17 protein-coding genes and 3 pseudogenes are annotated in these 21288 nt (G+C 70.5%); 10 read left to right on the top strand and 10 right to left on the bottom strand.

Features of this window, described 5'->3' with window-relative positions:
* Nucleotides 1–7 precede the first annotated feature (7 nt).
* Nucleotides 8–2548, top strand: coding sequence for a penicillin acylase family protein (locus ABT053_RS25595; RefSeq protein WP_350971983.1), 2541 nt, complete (start codon nucleotides 8–10; stop codon nucleotides 2546–2548).
* Nucleotides 2549–2699: 151 nt separating this feature from the next.
* On the opposite strand, the gene ABT053_RS25590 is transcribed toward ABT053_RS25595, so the two are convergent.
* The 4 genes and pseudogenes from ABT053_RS25590 to mshB all read right to left on the bottom strand — a co-directional run.
* The gene (locus ABT053_RS25590) at nucleotides 2700–3773 is read right to left on the bottom strand and encodes an MBL fold metallo-hydrolase (protein WP_350971982.1); all 1074 of its coding nucleotides are present in this window, start codon (nucleotides 3771–3773) and stop codon (nucleotides 2700–2702) included.
* A 334-nt stretch (nucleotides 3774–4107) separates the two neighbouring features.
* The gene (locus tag ABT053_RS25585; RefSeq protein WP_350971980.1) at nucleotides 4108–4542 is read right to left on the bottom strand and encodes a hypothetical protein; all 435 of its coding nucleotides are present in this window, start codon (nucleotides 4540–4542) and stop codon (nucleotides 4108–4110) included.
* Between the two features lie 73 nt (nucleotides 4543–4615).
* Entirely contained in the window at nucleotides 4616–5143 is a 528-nt protein-coding gene (locus ABT053_RS25580) for a DUF6113 family protein (protein WP_350971979.1), read from the bottom strand.
* 548 nt (nucleotides 5144–5691) lie between these two features.
* Nucleotides 5692–6186, bottom strand: a pseudogene (gene mshB, locus ABT053_RS43510) (N-acetyl-1-D-myo-inositol-2-amino-2-deoxy-alpha-D-glucopyranoside deacetylase); the annotation flags it as partial.
* 105 nt (nucleotides 6187–6291) lie between these two features.
* Between mshB and ABT053_RS25570 the strand changes: the two are divergent.
* Nucleotides 6292–8352, top strand: coding sequence for a S9 family peptidase (locus ABT053_RS25570; protein WP_350971976.1), 2061 nt, complete (start codon nucleotides 6292–6294; stop codon nucleotides 8350–8352).
* Between the two features lie 255 nt (nucleotides 8353–8607).
* Here ABT053_RS25570 and ABT053_RS25565 read toward each other — a convergent pair whose 3' ends face one another.
* Nucleotides 8608–8964 (bottom strand): hypothetical protein, encoded by a 357-nt coding sequence (locus ABT053_RS25565; RefSeq protein ID WP_350971975.1) that lies wholly within the window; start codon nucleotides 8962–8964, stop codon nucleotides 8608–8610.
* A 482-nt stretch (nucleotides 8965–9446) separates the two neighbouring features.
* Here ABT053_RS25565 and ABT053_RS25560 point away from each other — a divergent pair, with 482 nt between their 5' ends.
* Nucleotides 9447–10343, top strand: a complete 897-nt coding sequence (locus ABT053_RS25560) for an SGNH/GDSL hydrolase family protein (protein ID WP_350971973.1) — start codon at nucleotides 9447–9449, stop codon at nucleotides 10341–10343.
* A 121-nt stretch (nucleotides 10344–10464) separates the two neighbouring features.
* On the opposite strand, the gene ABT053_RS25555 is transcribed toward ABT053_RS25560, so the two are convergent.
* Nucleotides 10465–10794 carry a hypothetical protein gene (locus ABT053_RS25555; protein WP_350971971.1) on the bottom strand — a complete coding sequence of 110 codons (330 nt, stop codon included), beginning with the start codon at nucleotides 10792–10794 and terminating at the stop codon, nucleotides 10465–10467.
* 87 nt (nucleotides 10795–10881) lie between these two features.
* Nucleotides 10882–11307 carry a hypothetical protein gene (locus ABT053_RS25550; protein ID WP_350971969.1) on the bottom strand — a complete coding sequence of 142 codons (426 nt, stop codon included), beginning with the start codon at nucleotides 11305–11307 and terminating at the stop codon, nucleotides 10882–10884.
* A 296-nt stretch (nucleotides 11308–11603) separates the two neighbouring features.
* On the opposite strand from ABT053_RS25550, the gene ABT053_RS25545 reads away from it, so the two are divergent.
* The 3 genes from ABT053_RS25545 (at nucleotide 11604) to ABT053_RS25535 (ending at nucleotide 14287) form a co-directional block, all read left to right on the top strand.
* Nucleotides 11604–12818, top strand: a complete 1215-nt coding sequence (locus ABT053_RS25545; protein ID WP_350971967.1) for a helix-turn-helix domain-containing protein — start codon at nucleotides 11604–11606, stop codon at nucleotides 12816–12818.
* On the top strand, nucleotides 12818–13489 hold the full coding sequence (locus ABT053_RS25540) for a 2'-5' RNA ligase family protein (RefSeq protein ID WP_350971965.1): 672 nt from the start codon (nucleotides 12818–12820) through the stop codon (nucleotides 13487–13489). The genes ABT053_RS25545 and ABT053_RS25540 overlap by 1 nt, the downstream gene beginning before the upstream one ends.
* A gap of 258 nt (nucleotides 13490–13747) precedes the next feature.
* Complete coding sequence (locus tag ABT053_RS25535) at nucleotides 13748–14287, top strand: 2'-5' RNA ligase family protein (RefSeq protein ID WP_350971964.1); 540 nt, start codon at nucleotides 13748–13750, stop codon at nucleotides 14285–14287.
* 133 nt (nucleotides 14288–14420) lie between these two features.
* On the opposite strand, the gene ABT053_RS25530 is transcribed toward ABT053_RS25535, so the two are convergent.
* Both ABT053_RS25530 and ABT053_RS25525 read right to left on the bottom strand, forming a co-directional pair.
* Complete coding sequence (locus ABT053_RS25530; RefSeq protein WP_350971962.1) at nucleotides 14421–16166, bottom strand: ABC transporter ATP-binding protein; 1746 nt, start codon at nucleotides 16164–16166, stop codon at nucleotides 14421–14423.
* Complete coding sequence (locus tag ABT053_RS25525) at nucleotides 16163–17854, bottom strand: ABC transporter transmembrane domain-containing protein (RefSeq protein WP_350971960.1); 1692 nt, start codon at nucleotides 17852–17854, stop codon at nucleotides 16163–16165. The genes ABT053_RS25530 and ABT053_RS25525 overlap by 4 nt, the downstream gene beginning before the upstream one ends.
* A 113-nt stretch (nucleotides 17855–17967) precedes the next feature.
* Here ABT053_RS25525 and ABT053_RS25520 point away from each other — a divergent pair, with 113 nt between their 5' ends.
* The 3 genes and pseudogenes from ABT053_RS25520 to ABT053_RS43500 form a co-directional block, all read left to right on the top strand.
* The gene (locus tag ABT053_RS25520) at nucleotides 17968–18201 is read left to right on the top strand and encodes an RNA polymerase subunit sigma-70 (protein WP_329085846.1); all 234 of its coding nucleotides are present in this window, start codon (nucleotides 17968–17970) and stop codon (nucleotides 18199–18201) included.
* Nucleotides 18202–18203: 2 nt separating this feature from the next.
* Nucleotides 18204–18359: pseudogene (locus tag ABT053_RS43505) on the top strand (Clp protease N-terminal domain-containing protein); the annotation flags it as partial.
* A gap of 198 nt (nucleotides 18360–18557) precedes the next feature.
* Nucleotides 18558–18749: pseudogene (locus ABT053_RS43500) on the top strand (Clp protease N-terminal domain-containing protein); the annotation flags it as partial.
* 193 nt (nucleotides 18750–18942) lie between these two features.
* Here the strand turns inward: ABT053_RS43500 and ABT053_RS25510 are convergent.
* Nucleotides 18943–19890 (bottom strand): NADP-dependent oxidoreductase, encoded by a 948-nt coding sequence (locus tag ABT053_RS25510; RefSeq protein WP_350972173.1) that lies wholly within the window; start codon nucleotides 19888–19890, stop codon nucleotides 18943–18945.
* A gap of 304 nt (nucleotides 19891–20194) precedes the next feature.
* Between ABT053_RS25510 and ABT053_RS25505 the strand changes: the two genes are divergently transcribed.
* Nucleotides 20195–21259, top strand: a complete 1065-nt coding sequence (locus ABT053_RS25505; RefSeq protein WP_350971957.1) for a GlxA family transcriptional regulator — start codon at nucleotides 20195–20197, stop codon at nucleotides 21257–21259.
* The last annotated feature ends 29 nt before the right edge of the window (nucleotides 21260–21288 follow it).

The raw sequence follows: 21288 nt of genomic DNA, 5'->3' as shown, positions 1-21288 counted from the left end.
TGCCTGGATGCCCCGCCCGCTCACGTGGCTGGCGCGGGTGCTCACCGTGTTCCTGGTGCTCGGGCTGCTCGTCGCCGGAGCGGGCGTGTGGAGCGTGCGGGCGTCCTTCCCGCAGCTCGGAGGCGAGCTCAAGGTGAGCGGCTTAAAAGGAAAAGTCACCGTATATCGGGATAAGACGGGGATCCCGCACATCTACGCTGACTCCCCCGACGACCTGTTCCTGGCCCAGGGCTACGTGCACGCCCAGGACCGTTTCTTCGAGATGGACTTCCGCCGCCACGTGACCGCTGGGCGGCTGTCGGAGATGTTCGGCCCGGCGACGCTGACCGAGGACAGGGTCATCCGGACCATGGGCTGGCGGAAGGTGGCCGAGGCGGAGCTGCCCCTGCTCGACGAGCGGACCCGGCGCTACCTGGACGCCTACGCCGCCGGGGTGAACGCCTGGATGGCGCGGAACGACGGCTTCGCCGACAGGAGCCTGGAGTACGTGCTGCTGCGGGCGACCAGCCCGGACTACCGGCCCGAGCCGTGGACCCCGGTCGACTCGCTGGCCTGGCTCAAGGCGATGGCCTGGGACCTGCGCTCCAACATGTCCGACGAGATCGGCCGGGCGCTCGCGGCGAGCAAGCTGCCGCGCGGCCGGGTGGAGCAGCTCTGGCCCGGCTACCCGTACGAGACCCACCCGCCGATCGTCACCCGGGGTTCGGTCGGCGAGCGCGGGTTCGACCAGGCGCGGGAGCCGAAGAAGGTCGACAGCGAGCCGTCCGGGGTGGCCCCGGCCACCGTGGCGCTGACCCGGGCGGCCGAGGCGATGCGCGCGGTGCCGAGCCTGATGGGCGACCCGGCGGGCGGGCACGGCATCGGCTCGAACTCGTGGGTGGTCGGCGGCGCGCACACCGCGTCGGGCAAACCGCTGCTCTCCAACGACCCCCACCTGGGCCCCGGCATGCCCTCGGTCTGGTACCAGGCCGGGCTGCACTGCCGCGTCAAGAGCGCCGAGTGCCCGTTCGACGTCACCGGGTTCACCTTCTCCGGCGTGCCGGGGGTGGTCATCGGCCGCAACGACAAGATCGCCTGGGGCTTCACCAACCTGGGCCCGGACGTCGCCGACCTCTATCTGGAACGGGTCAAGGACGACTCGTACCTGTTCATGGGCGACTGGAAGCCGCTCACCACCAGGACCGAGACGATCAAGGTGGCCGGGGGCGCCGACGTACGGCTCAAGGTGCGCGACACCATGCACGGGCCGATCATCTCCGACGTCATGGAGAACGTGAAGGACACGCTCCCGGGCATGAAGGCGGTCTTCGAGGAGCAGGCCGACGCGGTCGCGCTCAAGTGGACGGCCCTGGAGCCGGGCAGGACCGCCGACGCGATCTTCGCGCTGAACACCGCGCAGGACTGGCAGCAGTTCAGGAGCGCGGCCTCCAGGTTCGAGGTGCCCGCGCAGAACCTGATCTACGCCGACACCGCGGGCAACATCGGCTACCAGGCCCCCGGGCGGATCCCGGTGCGGACCCGCGGCGACGGCACCTGGCCGGTGCCAGGCTGGACCGGCGAGTACGCCTGGCAGTCGACGATCCCCTTCAACGAGCTGCCCAGCCTCTACAACCCGCCGGAGGGCTACATCGTGACCGCGAACAACGCGGTCGTCGACCCTGCCCGCTACCCGTACACCCTCACCAAGGACTGGGCGTACGGCTACCGCTCCCAGCGCATCCTGGACCGCCTCCGCGAGGCGACGAAGGACGGCGGCAAGGTGGACGTGGCCGCGATGAGCGAGCTGCAGCAGGACAGCGACAACGGCCTCGCCCGGTTCCTGGTGCCCAAGCTGCTGGACGTCGAGATGGCCGGGCCCGCCAAGGACGCCCGCGAGCTGCTGCGCTCGTGGGACCGCGCGCAGGGCATGGAGTCGGGTCCCGCGATGTACTTCAACGCCGTCTGGCGGCACCTGCTCATCGAGACCTTCAACGACGATCTCCCCGAGGGCGCCAGGTCCCAGGGCGGCGACCGCTGGTTCGAGGTCGTCCGGGTCATGCTCGACCGGCCTGACGACGCGTTCTGGAACGACACGGCCACCCCGGGCGCCGAGACCCGCGACGACATGCTGCGGCGGGCGATGGCGCTGGCCTACGACGAGCTGAACGGCCTGCTCGGCCCGGACGTCAAGGACTGGCGCTGGGGTGACCTGCACTCCCTGGAGCTCGTCCACCAGACCTTCGGCACCTCGGGGATCGGCCCGGTCGAGTGGCTGTTCAACCGGGGGCCGTTCCCGGTGTCCGGCAGCGACGACGCGGTCAACGCCGCCGGGTGGGACGCGCAGGACGGCTACGCGGTGAGCTGGCTGCCGTCCATGCGGATGGTGGTGGACCTGGCGGACCTGGACAAATCCCGGTGGATCAACCTGACCGGCGCCTCCGGCCACGCGTTCCACGACAACTACTGGGACCAGGCGCCGCTGTGGGCGGGCGGCGAGACCACTCCCATGCTCGCCCGCCAGGAGTCCATCGCGAAGGCCGCCACCCACACCCTGACGCTCCACCCCTGACGGCGCGGGGTCTCCCGGGCCGCGACGTCCCGGGGCCCTCGCCACCCCGGCCTCCGCCCCGGGGCCGTTCTCAGGGCACGAGACGGTTTTCGGGGCACGAGACACCGGAGCGTCAGGGCGTGAGGACGTAAGGGCCCTGGTCTTCAGGTTGTCAGGTCGTGAGGACCCGGGACTCCCCGACGGCGAGGTCCCACAGGTCGGCGCGGTCCCGTCCGGCCTCCGCCCAGGCCACCCTGGCCTCCTCCACCGGCGCGAGGAGCGTCTCGCCGGACAGCACGAACGTGCCCCAGTGCATGGTCGCCATCCGGCGGGCCCCCACGTCCTGGCACGCCCGTACGGCCTGCGCGGGATCGACGTGCGCGGCCTTCATGAACCAGCGGGGCTCGAAGGCCCCCACCGGCATCAGGGCGAGGTCGACGCCGCCCGGGTAGCGGGCCCCGATCTGGGCGAAGCGCTCGCCGTACCCGGTGTCCCCGGCGAAGTAGATCGTCTGGTCGTCGGAGGCGATCACCCAGCCGCCCCAGAGGGTCTTGCAGGTGTCCCAGACCGACCGGCGGCTCCAATGGTGGGCCGGGACGAAGTCGAAGCGGACGCCCCCCACCCAGGTGCTCTCCCACCAGTCGAGCTCGGTGACGTCGCGGAACCCGCGCCGGGTGAACCAGGACCTGAGCCCCGCCGGTACGAGGACGGGCGTGCCGCGCGGCAGCCGCCGCACGGTCCGCGCGTCCAGGTGGTCGTAGTGGTTGTGGCTGATCACCACGGCGTCGATCCGGGGCAGGTCCGCCCACGCCACGCCGGGCGGGGTGAGCCGGGGCCGGTGGATACCGGCGATCTTCCTCGCCCAGACCGGGTCCGTGAGGATGGTGAGCCCGCCGATCTGCACCACGTACGTCGCGTGCCCCACCCAGGTGACGACCGCGTCGGTCCCCGTGGCGAGGGGAAGCCCGTCCCGGTGGACCGGGATGCGGTCCTCGTCCCCGACGCCGGGCCGGAGCGTGCCGTGCCAGGCGACCGCCAGCAGCTCCTGGAACGTCGGGACCGGCGAGGTCAGCCGGTCCTTGAAACCCCCCGGCCAGGACCTCGGCGGCAGGGGCTCGGGCCGTCCCGGCGGCGCCGGCCGTACGGGAGGCGCGGGCCGTGCGGAGGACGTGGACCGTGCGGAAGGCGCGGGCCGTGCGGAAGGCGCGGGCCGTGCGGGAGGCACCGGCCGCGCGGGAGATGCCATTCGCACGGGGGATGCCGTTCGCGCGGAGGGCACCAGGGTCGCGGATCGCCCGGGGAGTTCCGGAGGGCGGAGGGCCGCCTCGGGCCCGGAGGCCCCTCGATCGGCCGACTGGTCCCTGACCACCCGTCCGGCGGTCCGGCCCAGCCGCCTGAGCGCGCGCACCGGCCGCGTGGTGAAGCGAGCCGACCATCCGGGACGCCGTGCGGGCTCTTCGAGAAGGCCGCCGGGTTCCGCGGGCACGTGGGAGGCGATTTCTGGGTGGGACGTCTGTGACATGGGCGGCCCCCTTCGGTCATCAACAGCTCACCCCTTGTAGATCCCCCCACAGAGAGATTCATTCCTTTTGCGGCGGTCTAGTGTGAAACCACCAGGGAGATCTACGGGTGTAGTTGCCGTCCTCCAGGTTCGCCAGCCGCTCGAAGAGGTTCCACGAGGCCTGGTTGCCGCAGATCATCATGGAGACGACCACCGCGACGAGATAGAGCGGGAGCATCGGCAGGCCCACGCAGCACATGTACTGGGAGGCGTGCCGGTCCTCGTGCCTGAGCAGGGCCCCGGTGAGGAACCCCTCCGGGTGCTTGGTCAGCACCACGTTGCCCACGGTGAACGCCGAGGCGATCGGGAACCGGAAGCGGTAGCCGTACGCCAGGAGCAGCCCGTCGGGCCCGGCGGTCACCCTGGCACGGCCGACGCGCGCCAGGAGCAGGCCCAGTGGGGTGGACAGATTGGCGTAGTTGAGCGTCCGCCGTACCCGATGCAACCGCCGCATATCGGGATTGTGCGTCATCCTGGCGACCGGCGACAGTGGCTTTTTCCTGGTTTTTCGTCCCGTGAGGAGGTCGTCAGGGAGCGGCCGGGCCCGGCGGGACCTGCGGGCCGGACGGGCCCTGCTGGACGGGCGGTGCCTGCTGTACGGGCGGGGATTGTGGGACGGGCGGTGCCTGCGGGACGGGCGGTGTCTGCGGTGCCGAGCCGTATCCGTGCGGGGTGAGCAGCCACGACCCGGCCACGGTGGCCGACGGCGAGAGCAGGACCCCCATCGCGATCGCCGCCAGGCCCCCGTAGAGGTAGAGGTAGCCGGACAGGTCGTTCGCGATGACCAGGTCGCCCTCCGGCCGTCCGGCGGTCCAGATCACGGTGACCAGCGCCCAGCCCGCCGCGAACGCCAGGGGCGCCGCCTTGCCGCGCGTCGTCCGCCCGGCCCAGTAGGTCACCGCGAACAGCAGGGCGACGCAGCCGATGGCGGAGACCGGGACGGGCCTGACGTACCAGGAGTGCTGGAACCCGCCGAGGACGCCCAGCAGGAGCCCGAGCATGACGAGCACGGCGTTGGCCGCCACGGTGACGATCGTCTCCGAGGGTTCGCGCACGGCTGGCACCTGCTCCATCACAAGCACCGAGGCTAGTGGATCCCGGCGAAGAGGTCGTCCTCGCGGTCGTACGGCTCGCCGATCCCTCCCACCTCGACCGGCGCCCCGGGACCGGCGGGACCCGGCACGCCGGAGCGGAGGATGAAGTGCTCGACCCCGAGCACCTCCTGGCCGACGTTGTTGGACAGGGCGAACCAGGGCGGTCTCACACTGATCTGGGTGGCGTGCGCCCGCATCGCCTCGATCTTCCGGCCGATGTGGGCGCGGGCGTCGATCTCGGTGGTGACGTCCTTGTCCGGGCAGCCGAACGGCAGGTCGTCGACGGGCTCGGCGAGGAAGGGGGCGCCCCTCTCGCGCATCGCCTCCTCGGTCCGGTACATCACGGACCTGGGCACGGCGGTGTGGTAGAACTTCGCGACCCGCCACGGCCCGCCCTCGCCGGACACCGCACCGGCCCCCGGGCCGGACGACTCAGACGACTCAGACGGGCCGGACGGGCCTGACGGGTCGAACGGGTCGGACGGATCGGACAGGCCGGACGGGTCGAACGCCGGGTCGGCGGCCAGTTCGACCGCCCGCCGGGCGACGCGGTGGGCCTGGATGTGGTCGGGGTGGCCGTAGAAGCCGTTCTCGTCGTAGGTGACGAGCACCTGGGGCCGTACCTCACGGATGATCCTCGCGAGCTCGCCCGCCGCCTCGTCCAGGTCGGCCTGCCAGAAGGCGTTCGCCCGGTGGTTGGCGGCGACGCCCATCATTCCGGAGTCCCTCCAACGGCCGGGGCCGCCCAGGAACCGGTGGTCGGTGACGCCGAGCGCCGCGCAGGCCGCGGCGAGCTCCCCGACGCGGTACTCGCCCAGGGTGTCGTCGCGGTCGGCGGCCAGGTGGGCGAGCTCCGGGGGGATCACCTCGCCCTCCTCCCCCAGGGTGCAGGTCACCAGCGTGACGTGCGCGCCCTCGGCGGCGTACCTGGCCATGGTGGCTCCGCTGCCGATCGTCTCGTCGTCCGGATGGGCGTGCACGAGCATCAGGCGCCGATCAGTCATGCGTCCGAGGGTATCGATGCCGCGCATCGGACAGAGCGCCGCGTTCCCGGTCCGTCCGCACCTCGAAAACAAGACACTCGATGCGGAACTGGCAAGATGGCTCGTATGAGTGAGAGCTTCCCTCGCCTGCACGCCAGAACCCGTCGATTCACCCTCGGAGTGCCGCGCGGCTTCACGATCTCCCCGGGCGGTGACCGCGTCGTGTTCCTCCGGAGCAGGGGCGGCTTCGACCCGGTGACCTGCCTGTGGGAGTACGACGTCCTCAGCGGCGCGGAACGGCTGATCGTCGACCCGCGCGCCCTGGCGGCCGACGAGGAGGACCTGCCGCCCGAGGAGCGGGCGCGCCGCGAGCGGAGCCGGGAACAGGCCGGGGGCGTCGTCGCGTACAGCACCGACTCCGCGGTGACCGTCGCGGCGTTCGCGCTCTCCGGGGGCCTCTACGTCGTCGACCTGAAGACCGCCCTCGTACGGCGGCTGAAGACCGCCGGGCCGGTGATCGACCCCCGGATGTCCCCCACCGGCGTCCACGTCGGCTACGTGACCGGCGGCGCGTTCCACATCCAGGACCTGGAGGACGAGGTCGACCACGCGCTGGCCCGCCCGGAGTCCCCGGAGGTGACGTACGGCCTGGCCGAGTTCATCGCCGCCGAGGAGATGGACCGCATGCGGGGCTACTGGTGGTCCCCGTCCGGTGACGCGATCCTGGTCGAGCGGGCCGACGAGTCGCCGGTGCAGCGCTGGCACATCGCCGACCCGGCCAACCCGGCCCGGCCGGGCACCGAGCAGCGCTACCCCTCCGCGGGCACGGCCAACGCCGGGGTCGAGCTCTTCGTCCTCACCCTCGGCGGGGCCCGTGTCGCGGTGCCCTTCGACGACGAATACCTGGTCAACGCCGCCTGGGACGCCCACGGCCTGTCGATCGTCACCATGACCCGCGACCAGCGGACCATGCGGCTGCTCGACGTCGACCCGGCCACCGGCGCCTCCACGGTCGTACGCGAGGACACCGACCCCGCCTGGGTCGACATCGTCACCGGCGTCCCCGGTCACCTGTCCGACGGCAGCCTCGTCTGGGCCGCCACCTCGGAGGGCGGCCACCGCCTGATCGTCGGCGACGCCCCCGTCACGCCGCCCACCCTCCAGGTCCGCGAGATCCTCGACATCGACGGCGAGACCGTGCTCTTCCGGGCGAGCGGGGAGCCCACCGAGATCGCCGTCTGGGCCTACCGGCGGGGTCAGATCACCCTGGTCAGCCCGGCCGAGGGCGGCGTCTACAGCGGCCACACCGCGGGCGGCACCCTCGTGATCACCGGCCAGACCCTCGGCAGCGAGGGCTCGGCCACCCGCGTCCTGCACAACGGCACGCCCCGCGGGCACATCGCCTCGCACGCCGAACGCCCCAGCCTGGACCTGCGGGTCTCCCTGATCAGGGCGGGCGAGCGCGACCTGGCCACCGCCGTGCTCCTGCCCACCGGACACGTGCCCGGCTCCGCGAGACTGCCGGTCCTCATGGACCCGTACGGCGGGCCGCACGCCCAGCGCGTGCTGGCCGCGGCCGGGGCGTACCTGACCAGCCAGTGGTTCGCCGACCAGGGCTTCGCGGTGGTCGTGACCGACGGCCGGGGCACCCCGGGGCGCGGCCCCGAGTTCGAGCGGGCCGTCCTGCACGACCTGGCCACCCCGGTCCTGGACGACCAGGTCGACGCCCTGCACGGCGCCGCCGCGCGGTTCCCCGACGACCTGGACCTGTCGCGGGTCGCCATCCGGGGCTGGTCGTTCGGCGGCTACCTCGCCGCCCTGGCCGTGCTCCGCCGCCCCGACGTGTTCCACGCGGCCGTCGCCGGGGCCCCGGTGACCGACTGGCGCCTGTACGACACCTGCTACACCGAGCGCTACCTCGGCCACCCGGACGAGGGCCACTACGACGCCTCGTCCCTGTTCGCCGACGCGGAGAAGCTGGACCGTCCCCTCCTGCTGATCCACGGCCTGGCCGACGACAACGTGGTCGCCGCACACACCCTGCGCCTGTCCTCGGCCCTGCTGGCCGCGGGCCGCCCGCACAACGTGCTGCCGCTGTCGGGGGTCACCCACATGACCCCGCAGGAGGCCGTGGCGGAGAACCTGCTGCTGCTCCAGGTCGACTTCCTGAAGAAGGCGTTGTCCTGAGCCCGCTTCGCCCTGAGCCCGCTTCGTTCTGAGCCCGCTTCGTTCTGAGCCCGCTTCGTTCTGAGCCCGCTTCGTTCTGAGCCCGCTTCGTTCTGAGGCTGCTTCGGAAGGCCCTGTCCTGAGCCTTCGGAAGCAGCCTCCCTCGTCAGCGGGTCCCGTCCTGACCCGGCGGTGAGCCACCCGCCGGCCACCGTCGCCGAAGCCCTTCTCGGGCTTCGGGGGGGTGGCCCGGCTCGTCCCCCGGTGTACGTCGCGTCAGTGGCCCTGGCCGGGAGGGTAGGGAGCGGTGTAGCCCTGCTGGAGGTTGTACGCCTGCGGGGCGGTGTAGCCCTGGGGGGCGTACCCCTGCTGAGGGTCGTAGCCCTGCTGAGGGTTGTGGCCCTGAGGGTAGGGCTGCTGGGCCGGGGGCTGCGGGTGAGCCTGTGGAGGGCGAGCGGTCCGGCGCTCGGCGGCGCCGCAGGCGGCTCCGGCGATCATCAGCCCGATGCCCCCCAGCGCGAAGACCTGTGCCCGTTGCATGTTCTCGGGATCGTTCTCGCTTGTTACAAGCATCAAAGCGATGAACAGCACCATGCAGCCAAAGGTGAGATAGAGGATGCGGCCTATACCCATGGGGCGAGAGTGTAGCTTCCTGCTCTGACGGACTTTTGCCCCCGAAGCGGCTCTAAATACCAGGGCACCACCGCGAGACATACCAGGGCACACCACCGCGAGACGACACCTCGCCCGGCGCATCGCCCGGTCGGCGCCGGATGCGTCTCCCTCCTTCGTTGCGGACGGCCCGCTATACCGAATCCATCCCTTGTCCGGGTTTCCGCGACGCGACGACCGTACTATCAATCCCCAAACCATCGTGAATGGTGTAAAAACAGCGACGTTCTCCGTCTTCCAGACGATGAACGCACCGGCACGAATTCACGTTCGGCAAAGGCACGGTTCTCAAGGGCACGGTTCACGGGGAAGCGCCACGGGGTCACGGGGTCACGGGGTCAGGGCGCTCCTCGTCACCGTGGCCCTCGTCGTCTCCACGGGAGGATCAACCACTGATGATGGTCACTCGCACAAGAATCGTCGCAGGCCTCGCGGGCCTCGTCATGGCAGCCGGGACAACGGTGGGCGCGGCGGCGCCCGCGGGAGCGGCGGTGGCCGGTGTCACACCGTCCTTCGACGTGGTGGCGCTGGGCGACTCCTACGCGTCCGGCACCGGCGCCGGGGACTACGAGCCCGGCACCGAGGGAACCTGCTACCGCAGCCGCAACTCCGCCTCGACGATCCTCGTCGAGGAGCTCCGGCGGCGCGGCACGACCGTGAGGTTCACCAACGTCACGTGCAGCGGCGCGGCCGTCCAGGATCTGCGGCAGCCGTTCAAGGGGGAGCCCCCGCAACTCGGCGCGCTCCGCAGGGACACCGATCTGGTGACGCTGAACATCGGCGGCAACGACATCGACTTCGCCGGGTACGGCGGCGTGTGCGTCCAGGCTGACTGCACCGGCGCGCCCACCACGGCGATCCTCGACCGCCTGCCCGCCCTGAAGCGGTCCCTGAGCGGCCTCCTCACCGAGATCAAGCGCCGCAGCCCCCGCGCCCGGATCGTCCTGACCGGGTACGGCAGGGCCGTCACCCGTGGCCAGAACGCCACCGGCGTACCGCTCGACCCGATCTGCGACGCCGGTGTCCTCACCCCCGAGGAGCGCGTGGCGGGGGCGAAGGTCTCCGGCGCGCTGGACGCGACCCTGTCCCGGACCGCGCGGGCCGCCAGGGCACGCGGGATCGACGTCCGGTTCGTCGGCCCGCACCTGAACTCGACGACCCTGCGCCCCGAATTCGCCGGGCACTCGCTGTGCGAGTCGACCACCCCGTTCTATCGAGGGTTCGACGCCCTCGCCCCCGGCCAGGAGGGCGACGTCGCGGTACTGCACCTCAGCAGGCAGGGCCACGCCGCCCTCGCCACCCTCATCCAGCGCAAGGTCCCGATCCTCACCGCCCGCTGACCCGCGTCCCGAAAAACGGGCAGAGCATAGGACCCCGCGAGCGGCCCCTGGTTGCGCACCACCGCTCGCGGGGAGTCGGACGCGACGGCACGGAGTCGGCGTTCTCCTTGCCGTCACGCTGCTACAGCGGGTCCACCGGCTCGGCGTAGTGCCCACCGAGCCGTCCGGCGATCCGGCCCGCGGCCCGTACCAGGTCGTCCACCGGAACGTGTTCGGCGGGCTCGTCCTGATGAACGGCACCCCAGCAGAAGACGGTCCCGGCACGGTCGGCCCACACGGTCAGCTCAGCACTCACCACGAGGCGAGGCTGTCCCTCGTCGTACGAGATCGCCGGGTAGATCCGGTGGGTGTGCAGCTCGGTCCGCAGACGCTGGAGAGCGACGACAGCGGCGGACCGCCAGGTGGCCGCGTTCAGCCGGTCACCCACCGGTGTGCCGTGGGAAGGGATCACAACCGGCTCCCTTCCGTACGTGGGATTGGTTCGCGGTCCCCTTGAGCGCGAGCCCGCATCCGCTCGGCGGGCGGCACCGCGTCGGCGTCAGCGCGGGACGACATGCTCGGCCAGCATCACGTCGGCCAGCAACGGCAGTTCACCGCCCAGCAACGTGACGACGGGACGGGCCCGCAGAGTCGCGTAGTGCCCGGCGAGCCGTTCGGCGGCCAGGCCCGGTTCCGTCTCGGAGAAGGGCAGAAGACCACTGGAGTGGCCGCGCTCAGGGCCGGTCCACCAGAACCTCTCACCATCGGTGTAGGCCATCAGCCCGTAGTAGACCGACACCACGGCCTTGCCGGAGCGAAGCTCATGGACGTCAGCCGAGATGCCGTGAACATCGTTCAGCAGGGCGGCCAGTTCCGCAGCACGACACAGCGCGGAGAGCCGCCCTCCGGATCGAGCATCACCGCTGCGGCCGTCACTCTGCTTCTCGGCCAGTGGCTTGACGGCAGCCGAGGGAACAGCACACACCCGGGAAGCACCACGTCTTCCTACGGGAGCGCCACTCCGCCCCAATCCCGCACTCCAGCGGATCCGGATGGCTCTGACCTTGACCATGGTTCAGGACTCGCTTCCTGCTCAAGGTGCCGTCCCGGTGTGCGATGCCGTGGCGGGCTCCATTGTTTGTCTGGCGACGAAAAACACCGACCGGCGTGTCACGTCCGCGAGTAACGTTTTCAATACCAGGGGTCATGGTCCAGGGGTTGGCTGTCCGCTGCTGTCCGCAGTGCCTGTGGACAGCAGCGGACAGTGAGGGGAGCGGAAGCATGAGCACGGAGACATTCGGCAGCGCGTTACGTCGACTGCGCGGAAATTTGTCAACGCGGGATGTGGCTCGCCTCGCGAACGTTGGCAAGAGTTACATCTCGGCCCTGGAGAATGATGACCAGCGACTGCCGAGCCACCAGATAATAGCCTCTCTCGACTCGGCCCTTAAAGCCAACGGCGAACTACTGGCTTTCACAGAAAAGGAAAGGGGTGCACGGCAAACCGAAGCGCTCGACCTCGGAGAAAGAACAACGGAGGATGTGTCCGACGTTCTCCGCCGGATACACAAAATGAATAAGGCGGTCGCCCCGGAGGTCATTCGTCAATTACGGGGCAATCTCCAGCGCATCGTGTCCCGATACGAAAGGTTTGACCACTCGGATCTCGTTCCCGCTCTCCTCGATCAGCGATCTTGGCTCGATGAGCTTATTGGAGAATGCAATCATCCGAGGGAGCGTCAGCAATTATTTGAAATCGCGAGCGGAACGTCCGGCCTGCTCGGGTACATAGCTGTCGGTCGCGGAAAGTTTCCCCTGGCACGAGCGTATTGCGCTGAGGCGTTCCAGCTCGGCGACTTCGCCCAGGATTCCAACCTGCAGGCGTGGGCACGGGGTCTGCAAAGCTTCTGCGAATACTACGCTCAAGATTACGATGAGGCGCTCCGTTTGGCCATGGACGGTCTCGGTCATGCAAAGTTCGGACCACAAAGCGTGAGACTTACCGTGAACTGCATGGCTCGCGCAATGGGAAAGCTTGGAGATGTAGAGGGTGTTCATCGCGCCGTTGGCGAAGCGTACGAGCTGATGTCACGCAATGACGTACCCCCCGGACTCCCTTCCAGTATCACATTCGAATGCTACAGCGCAGCCCAGACGGCAAGTAACGCAGCAACCGCCTATGTCTCCCTTGAAATCCCGGAGAAGGTCCAGAAGTATGTCGATTTGGCCCTACCCGACATCAACAGCTCAGATTCGCCTTGGAGTCGTTCTCTCGTCATGATAGATTCCGCTGTTTCGATGATCATATCGAAAGAAGCAGATATGGAACGCGCATCGGCTCTCGTTCTTGACGCGCTGAGCATCTCGGCGAACCGCCCGATAATCTCGATTCAGCAGCGCGCCATGGAGTTCATCCGGGATGCTAGTCAACGATGGGGCGAGGTACGACAGGTCGCTGAGATTCGCCAAGCCGTATCCACGCGGGAGATCCGTTGATGAACGAGGCGTACAGTGAGGCATCTCCCAGCGCCGGAAAACTGGACGAACGCTTCCTGACGCTCCGGCGACTTACCAACCACTGGGCGCGCCCCGCCACCCCACGCGCCTACTACTGGTATCTGGAGTTTGAGAATTCGCCGACCCTGATATCCATGGTGAAGGACTGCCAAAAGGCAATTTCTTTTCCATACTATGACTTGACACCCCCGAGCGGCCTGCATCTTACACTCGACCGCATCGCATTCGAAGATGACATCTCGCCAAATCAGCTGAGATCCATCGAAGCTGCCGCCGTACGCGCCTGCGAGGAAACAGCGCCGTTCACTGTCACCATCGGCCACCTGGGCGGCACTCCTGGAGCGATAGGATTTAGCGCTTCACCCACGGATACAGTGAGGAACCTGCGCGACACTCTTCGCGAGGCGACTCTTTCTGTTTATTCAAACGCGCCCGTCAAAGGAGCCGAGTTTCACTCGCACGTGGCAATAGCATATTGCAACACCGACGGCGTTCCCGCCAATCAAGTTGTCGCGGCAGTTGAAAGAATGAATGCTCTCCCCAGCGTCGATGTCACCGTCAGGCAAACTTCACTTGTTGTCCTTGAACGACGCCCAGGCGCATATGTGTGGCAGACGGTTTCCCGTATAGCGCTCTCAGGTGGTTCCTAGCGCTCTCCCACGACCACGCGCGTATTCCCAGTTCGAGTAGGTTTTCATCTCACAGTAAGAGAAGCACTGTTTGGACGATGAGGTGTTGTTCATGGCCGGTCTCCGAGAGCAGGCCCGGATTTTCATGTCCGCAGTCGGCGAGGAGAACGTGTGAGCCCCTTACCGGAACGCATGGTCAACCGCTGGCAGAGGCGTCGGATGCTGCCCCCGGGACAGGGACAGCTCTACTGGCATGTCATGCTCCGGGATCATCCCGAGGTGCGTGCCATCGTGCGGGAGGCTCACGAACGGCTTGAGGGGATCCCCGGCCTGGATTTTGTCCCGTCTGAATTTCTTCACCTGACCACGCTCATCGCGGGGTTCTCCCACGAGATCATCGGCGACCAGATGGACGTGATGGTGCGGGAGGCTGCGAAGCTGCTCGCGCGGATATCGCCGATCACCGTGACCTTGGGTCGCGTGCTGTACCACCCCGAAGCCATCGTGCTGGAGGCACGGCCCGCCGAGCGCCTCCTCCCGATGCTCGAAGCGGTACGGGCGGCGACCTACGCGGCTACCGGTCAAGACGGTGTGCTCGCCCATGAGCCGTGGACGCCCCATGTCACGGTGGCGTACAGCTCAGCGAACGGGCCGTCGGCTCCGATCATCACGGCGTTGGGGCGACGGTTGCCGGACCGCGAGGTCACCATAGGCGGCATCAGTCTCGTCGTTCAGGACGGCCCGGAGACCTCGTGGGACTGGCGCCCCGTCGCCGAGGTGCCGTTCGGCACGGGTCTCCATCAGACCTCGCCCGGGTAGGCGGAGGGCCACCGACCTGGCCTCAGCCGGTGACCCCCGGAAACCGGCTTCCCCACCACGAGGCAGTCGCATCGTTACCTCTGCTACAGGACATGTCCTTCGGGGACAGGAGACCTTACGAGGAGACGTCGTCTCACCGGGACGTGCCGTGCCAGCTGCTCCACAGGGCCGCGTACGAGCCCCCCGCCGCGACCAGCTCGTCATGGGAGCCGAGTTCGCTGATGCGGCCGTCCTCGACCACCGCGACGCGGTCGGCGTCGTGGGCCGTGTAGAGGCGGTGGGCGATGGCGATGACCGTACGGCCGTCGAGGACGGCGGCGAGTGAGCGCTCCAGGTGGCGGGCGGCCCGGGGGTCGATCAGCGAGGTGGCCTCGTCGAGGACGAGGGTGTGCGGATCGGCGAGGACCAGCCGGGCCAGGGCGAGCTGCTGCGCCTGGGCGGCGGGGACGGGCTCGCCTCCGGAGCCGACGACCGTGTCGAGCCCGTCGGGCAGGGTCTCGACCCACTCCCAGGCGTTGACGGCCTCCAGCACCTCGCGGACCCGGGCGTCGTCGGCGTCGGGCCGGGCGATGAGCACGTTGTCGCGTACGGTGCCCCGGAAGATGTGGTGCTCCTGGGTCACCAGGGCGACATGGCCGCGCAGGTCGTCCAGGGGCAGCTCGACCAGCGGGGTGCCGCCGACCGTGACCGTGCCGGTGCGGGGGCCGTGGACGCCCGCGAGCAGGCGCCCCAGCGTGGACTTTCCGGCCCCCGACGGGCCGACCATGGCGAGCCGCTCGCCCGGCCTCACCGTGAGGTCGATGCCGTGCAGCACGTCGTGGCCCTCGCGGTAGGCGTAGCGGACGCCCTCGGCCCTCAGCTCGCTGCCCTGGGGGACGGTGGAGCCGGTCTCGCGGTCGTCGGGCACCTCGGCGACGCCCAGCAGGCGGGCCATGGAGGCGCCGCCGACCTGGAGCTCGTCGATCCACATGAGCAGCCGGTCGAGCGGGTCGATGAGCTGCTGGACGTAGAGCGTGGCGGCGGTGACCTGCTCCAGCGAGACCCAGCCCCGGATGTAGAAGAGGCCGCCGATGACCAGCGTCGCCACGATCGGGATCACGTAGCCGAGCTCGACCGAGGGGAACCAGACCGTGCGCAGCCCCAGCGTGTAGCGCTCGGCCGCCCACGACTCGGCGATGTCGGCGTCGGTGCGCCGGTGGCGCCGCCGCTGCAGGCCCAGGGCCTCCACGGCGCGGGCGCCGTTGACCGTCTCGGCCAGGCCGTCGGTCATGTCGGCGTACGCCGCGCTCTCGCGCAGGTAGCCGTCTCTGGCCCGCTTGAGGTACCAGCGGGTGGAGATCCACAGGATGGGGACGGCGAGCAGCGAGGGCAGCGCGAGCAGCGGCCCGACCAGCAGCAGCGCGCCGACGGTGATCACGCAGGTGACCAGCGCGATCAGCGTCTCGGGCACGGCGTGCCGCACCGTGCGCGACAGCGAGTCGACGTCGCGCGAGGTCCGCGAGATCAGGTCGCCGGACCCGGCGCGCTCGACCGTGGACAGCGGCAGGCCGAGCACCCGCCCGACGAACTCCTCGCGCAGCTCGGCGAGGACCTTCTCGCCAAGCCTGGAGGAGGCGTAGACGGCGAACCTGACCAGCACCGCCTGGGCGACCACGAAGCCGCCGATGGCGAGCGAGACCTGGGTGACGTCGATCCCGGAGCCGTCGTGGACGCCCTGGACGAGGCCGCCGAGCAGCCACGGCACCGCCAGGCCCGCGACGGCGGCCAGGGCGTGCAGGAGCAGGGCCACGGTCAGGTCGCGGGGGTACTTCAGGGTGAGCCTGCGGGCGTACGCCCGGACCTGCGCCTGGTCGGCGACGGGCAGGATCTGCCTGCTCATGACTCCTCCCCCCTGGTGACGACGGCGGTGTAACCCGGGTGGGCGGCGAGCAGCTCCCGGTGCGTGCCCTCGGCGCGCACGACGCCTCCCTCGACGTAGACGACATGGTCGGTGCGGTCGAGCACCAGCGGGCTGGTCGTGCAGACCAGCGTGGTCTTGCCGGCGCGCGCCTTGGCGAGCCGGTCGGCGATGCGCGCCTCGCTGTGGGCGTCGACCGCGCTGGTGGGCTCGATGAGGATGAGCACCTCCGGGTCGAGGGTGAGCGCCCTGGCGAGCCGGAGCCGCTGCTGCTGGCCTCCGGAGAACTCCCGGCCCGCCTCGGCGACGCGCCCGTCGAGACCGCCCGGCAGCGCCTCGACGATGTCCTCGGCGCACGCGGCGCTCAGCGCCTGGCCGAGCTCCTCGGCGGTGGCCCGGCCGGTGACGTCGAGCTCGTCCCTGAGCACCCCGGCGAACAGCTTGGCGTCGTTGTCGGCGACGAGGATCCGGCGGCGCACCTCGGAGAGCGGCAGGGTCGCGAGCGCCACGTCTCCGAAGTCGACGTCGCCCTCGCCGTAGCGGCCGAGCCGGTCGGCGATGGCCGCCGCCTCCTCGGGGAGGGCCGCCGCGACGGCGGTGAGCATGCCGGGGCGCACGGCGACCCCGGAGGCCACGTCGCGCAGCAGGCCGCCCTCGGAGCGGCCGGTGCCGCCCTCGACCTCGGGCTTGAGCGAGAGGATGCGCACCACCCTGCGGGCGGCGACGTGCCCCTTGGTCAGCTTGTCGGCGGCCTCGGTGAGGGTGCGTACGGGGGCGATCAGGAAGGCGGCGTAGCCGTAGAAGGCGACGAGCTGACCTGCGCTGATCTCGCCGCGCATCGCGAAGGTCGCGCCGAGCCAGGTCACCGCGGTGATCAGCAGCCCCGGCAGCAGGACCTGCGCGCCCTCCAGCATGGACTCGACGGAGGCCACCCGCACGCCCGCGTGCCGCACCCGCTGGGACTCGGTGCCGTAGCGGTCGGCGAAGACCCGCTCGCCGCCGATGCCGCGCAGCACCCGCAGGCCGGTGACGATGTCGGCGGCGCGGGTGGAGAGGTCGCCCTGCAGGTCGCGGTGGGCGTTCTGGCGGCGGTGCAGCGGCCTGAGCAGGGGTGCGACGGCGACCGCCATGAGCGGCAGGCCCACCAGGACCGTCAGGCCCAGCGGCGGCGAGCTGCTCATCAGGATGACGGTCACGACGACGATGGCGACGATCGCGCCGACGCCCCGGATCAGGATGTCGATCGCGTTGCCGATGTGGGCGATGTCGGAGTTGCCGACGCTGACCACCTCGCCGGTGGACATGCGCTTGGGCAGGGTCGCGCCCAGCCTGGTCGACTGCCTCGCGGTGACCTGGACGGTCCGGTAGGCGGCGGCGAGCCAGTTGTAGACGGCCATCCGGTGGCGCAGGATGCCCGTGACGGCCTGCGTGATCCCCAGGGCGAGCACCACCCCGCCCCAGGTGGTCAGGGACGAGACGTCCCTGGCCGTGATGGCGTCGATCCCCTCGCCCATGGCGTACGGCACGAGTGCCATCGCGAGCCACCACAGGACGGCGTAGACGATGCCGAGGAGCAGCGGGCCCCTCTGCATGCGGGCCACCCACCGCAGGTAGCTGACCGGGCTGCGGGCATCGGGAACGCCGGGGTCGGCGGTGGGTAAGGAGCGCATGTCTCAGCAAGGGTTACAAACTCCGCCCTGACCAGGCAAATCATTTTCGGCCCTCCGGCGTGTCGCCGTCAATTGGAGTTGACAAGCGGCTCGCGTCAACCTAAATTGACACCATGAGCGATACGGCGCAGCTGGCATCCGACGCCGGTAGCCGCGATCCGGCCGTGGGCCTGAGGGCCGTGCGGGCACTGCGGACGCTGGTCGACCGGCTGGAGGCCCTCCAGGTGGAGAACGCACGCGAGCAGGGCTGGTCCTGGCAGGAGATAGCGCACTGCCTGGAGGTCACCCGGCAGGCGGTGCACAAGAAGTACGCGGGCGGCAGAGGTCTGTTGAGACGGGAGAGATAGCGATGTTCGAACGGTTCCACCGTGAGGCCCGCCAGGCGGTGACCCTCGCGCAGGAGAACGCCCACAGACTGCGGCACGACATCATCGGCACCGAGCACATCCTGCTCGGCCTGCTCGACCAGCCGGAGAGCCTGTCGGCGCGGGTGCTGGGCCGTCACGGTCTCGACCACGACGGCGCCTACCGGTCGGTCGTCCGCCTCACCCCGCAGAAGCCGGGCGACGCGCTCGACGCCGAGGCGCTGGAGTCGATCGGCATCGACCTCTCGGCCATCAGGGAGAAGGTCGAGGCGGCCTTCGGGCCCGGCGCCCTGGACCGCAGGCCCCGCACCGACCGGCGGGGCCGCGTGCTCGGCGGCTTCCACATCCCCTTCAGCCCCCGGGCGAAGAAGACCCTGGAGCTGTCCCTGCGCGAGGCCGTCAACCTCAAGCACAACTACATCGGCGACGGCCACCTCCTCCTGGGCCTCATGCGCGAGGGCGAGGGGCTGGGCAGCAAGGTGCTGGCCGACGCGGGCCTCGACTTCACGAGGCTGCGCCAGGAGGTCGTCACCGAGCTGGGGTGACGGCGAGACGCGTCCCGCCCGCGTCCTCGCCTCCCCTCACTCCGGCGGTTTCCTGCGCTCCGGAGGCTCCCCGGCCTCCGGTGACCGCCCACGCCCCGGTGATTCCCGGCCTCCGGTTACCGCCCACGCCCCGGTGACTCCTTGCGCTCCGGTGGCTTCCCGCCCTCCGGCCGCGGGGTCACCGGTCCGCGCCGGTGACGGTCAGCACGATCTTGCCGGTGGTACGGCCGGACTCGCCGTGTTCGTGCGCCCTGGCCGCCTGCTCCAGCGGGAAGACGGCGTCGATCTCGACGCGGAGCCGTCCGGCCTCCACGAGCCCCGCGATGGCCCGCATGCCCGCGTGGTCGGGTTCGACGAGCGCGAACACGGAGCGGACCCCGAACCTCGCGGCCTCCTCCGCGGGCGGCACGTCGGCCGGCGAGGAGAGCGACACCAGGATCCCTCCCCGGCGCAGCACCGGCAGGGAGCGCGGCCCGTAGTCGCCGCCGACGGCGTCGAGGACCACGTCGACGTCGCGGACCCTCGCGGCGAAGTCGTCGCGGGTGTGGTCGATCACCTCGTCGGCGCCGAGGCCCAGCAGGAACGGGTGCTTGGCCGCCCGTGCCGTGCCGATCACGTACGCGCCGAGCGACTTGGCGATCTGCACGGCCAGATGGCCGACCCCGCCCGCCGCGGCGTGGACCAGCACCCGCTGCCCGGCCCGCAGGCCGGCCACCTCGGTCAGGCACTGCCACGCGGTCAGCCCGGCCAGCGGCAGGGCGGCGGCGCGCACGTGGTCGATCGAGACGGGCTTGCGGGCGAAGTGCCTGGCCGGGGCGGCGACGTACTCCGCGTAGGCGCCCGCCTGGTGCGGGAAGCGAGGCATGCCGAACACCTCGTCACCCGGCCGGAAGAGCGTCACGCCGAGCCCGACGGCCGCCACCGTCCCGGAGACGTCGTACCCCAGCACGACCGGATCGCCCCACAGGCCCAGGCCGCCGTGGGCGCGGGCCTTCCAGTCGGTCGGGTTGACGCCCGCGGCGTGCACCCGGACCAGGATCTCTCCCGCCCCGGCGCTCGGGCGGTCCGTCTCGATCTCGGCGAGCACCTCGGGGCCGCCCCAGGACCGCGGGCTCATCGCGCGCATCCGCGCGGAGGCCGGTGCGCTCTCGTCCACGCTCAAGCCACTGCCCGCGCTCTCGTCCAGACTCAAGCCGTCGCCCGCGCTCACTGGCGCGCTCTCGTCCAGACTCAAGTTGTCGCCCACACCCACCGATGCGCTCTCGTCCACGCTCAAGCCGTCGTCCACACCCACCGGCGCGCTCTCCCCCATGTTCAGCCGTCCTCTTCTCGTCCCATGGCGCACCGTGTCGTGCGGCCGGGCACCAGACTGCGCGAGGAAAGAACCGGCCGGTACCGGCCCGATGGCCATCATGTGACAGGATCTGGCCATGCACAGCGTGCACAGCGTCGTCGTCCTGGCCCTGGAGGGGGTCATCCCGTTCGAGCTGGGCACTCCCGCGCGCATCTTCGGCAGCGCCGAGGGGCCGGACGGCGAGCCGCTCTACGAGGTGATCGCCTGCACCCTGGACGGCGCCCCGGTGAACAGCGACGCCGGTTTCTCCATCGCCGTCGAGCACGACGCGAGCGCTCTGGCCACGGCGGACACGCTGGTGATCCCGCCCTCCTCCGCGCTCGGCGCCGTCCGCGAGCACGGGTGCCTGCCCGAGCGGCTGGCGGAGGCCCTCGCGCTCGTCCGGCCGGGCACCCGGATCGTGGCGATCTGCACGGCCTCGTACGTACTGGCGGCCGCGGGGCTCCTCGACGGCCGGTCCGCCACCACGCACTGGAGGGAGGCCGAGCACTTCCAGCGGGCCTTCCCCCGGGTGAGGGTCGAACGGAACGTGCTGTTCGTGGACGGCGGCGACGTCCTCACCTCGGCGGGGGTCGCGGCGGGAGTGGACCTGTGCCTGCACCTGGTACGCCGCGACCACGGCAGCGCGGTGGCGAGCCAGGTGGCCCGCCGCTGCGTCGTCCCGCCCTGGCGCGACGGGGATCAGGCCCAGGTCGTCGAACACCCCGTCCCCGGGCCGTCCTCGGCCACCACCGCCCCCACCCGCGCCTGGGCGCTGGAACGGCTGCACCGGCCGCTGCCGCTGCCGGAGCTCGCCGCCCACGCCCGGACGAGCGTGCGCACCTTCACCAGGCGCTTCCGCGCCGAGGTCGGCGTGACGCCCGGCAGCTGGCTGACCGCCCAGCGCGTGGAGCTGGCCAGGCGGTTGCTGGAGACCAGCGACCTGCCGATCGACCACGTCGCCCAGCGGGCCGGGTTCGGTACGGCCAACTCGCTCCGCCAGCATCTGCGCTCGACGCTCGGCACCTCACCCGCGGCCTACCGGCGCGCCTTCCACGCGGCGGGCGCTCCCGCCCGTGGCGTGAATGACGTCGGCGTGAATGACGTTGGCGCGGACGACGCTCCCGCCCGCCGCGCGGACGGCGCCCCGCCCGTGGCGTGAGGGACGTCGACCCGGACGAACGCCCCCGC

This window comes from Streptosporangium sp. NPDC002524, assembly GCF_040295985.1.
In the GTDB taxonomy this organism is placed as follows: domain Bacteria; phylum Actinomycetota; class Actinomycetes; order Streptosporangiales; family Streptosporangiaceae; genus Streptosporangium.
Note: the sequence above shows the minus strand (reverse complement) of the source record. Positions and strands in the feature narration are given on the sequence as shown.

What these genes read in the sequence shown, in the direction of transcription:
- ABT053_RS25595 (WP_350971983.1), top strand. Translation starts at nt 8, where the DNA reads ATGCCCCGCCCGCTCACGTGGCTGGCGCGGGTGCTCACCGTGTTCCTG.
- ABT053_RS25590 (WP_350971982.1), bottom strand. Translation starts at nt 3,773, where the DNA reads ATGGCATCTCCCGCGCGGCCGGTGCCTCCCGCACGGCCCGCGCCTTCC.
- ABT053_RS25585 (WP_350971980.1), bottom strand. Translation starts at nt 4,542, where the DNA reads ATGCGGCGGTTGCATCGGGTACGGCGGACGCTCAACTACGCCAATCTG.
- ABT053_RS25570 (WP_350971976.1), top strand. Translation starts at nt 6,292, where the DNA reads ATGAGTGAGAGCTTCCCTCGCCTGCACGCCAGAACCCGTCGATTCACC.
- ABT053_RS25565 (WP_350971975.1), bottom strand. Translation starts at nt 8,964, where the DNA reads ATGGGTATAGGCCGCATCCTCTATCTCACCTTTGGCTGCATGGTGCTG.
- ABT053_RS25560 (WP_350971973.1), top strand. Translation starts at nt 9,447, where the DNA reads ATGGCAGCCGGGACAACGGTGGGCGCGGCGGCGCCCGCGGGAGCGGCG.
- ABT053_RS25545 (WP_350971967.1), top strand. Translation starts at nt 11,604, where the DNA reads ATGAGCACGGAGACATTCGGCAGCGCGTTACGTCGACTGCGCGGAAAT.
- ABT053_RS25540 (WP_350971965.1), top strand. Translation starts at nt 12,818, where the DNA reads ATGAACGAGGCGTACAGTGAGGCATCTCCCAGCGCCGGAAAACTGGAC.
- ABT053_RS25530 (WP_350971962.1), bottom strand. Translation starts at nt 16,166, where the DNA reads ATGAGCAGGCAGATCCTGCCCGTCGCCGACCAGGCGCAGGTCCGGGCG.
- ABT053_RS25525 (WP_350971960.1), bottom strand. Translation starts at nt 17,854, where the DNA reads ATGCGCTCCTTACCCACCGCCGACCCCGGCGTTCCCGATGCCCGCAGC.
- ABT053_RS25520 (WP_329085846.1), top strand. Translation starts at nt 17,968, where the DNA reads ATGAGCGATACGGCGCAGCTGGCATCCGACGCCGGTAGCCGCGATCCG.
- ABT053_RS25510 (WP_350972173.1), bottom strand. Translation starts at nt 19,890, where the DNA reads ATGCGCGCGATGAGCCCGCGGTCCTGGGGCGGCCCCGAGGTGCTCGCC.
- ABT053_RS25505 (WP_350971957.1), top strand. Translation starts at nt 20,195, where the DNA reads ATGCACAGCGTGCACAGCGTCGTCGTCCTGGCCCTGGAGGGGGTCATC.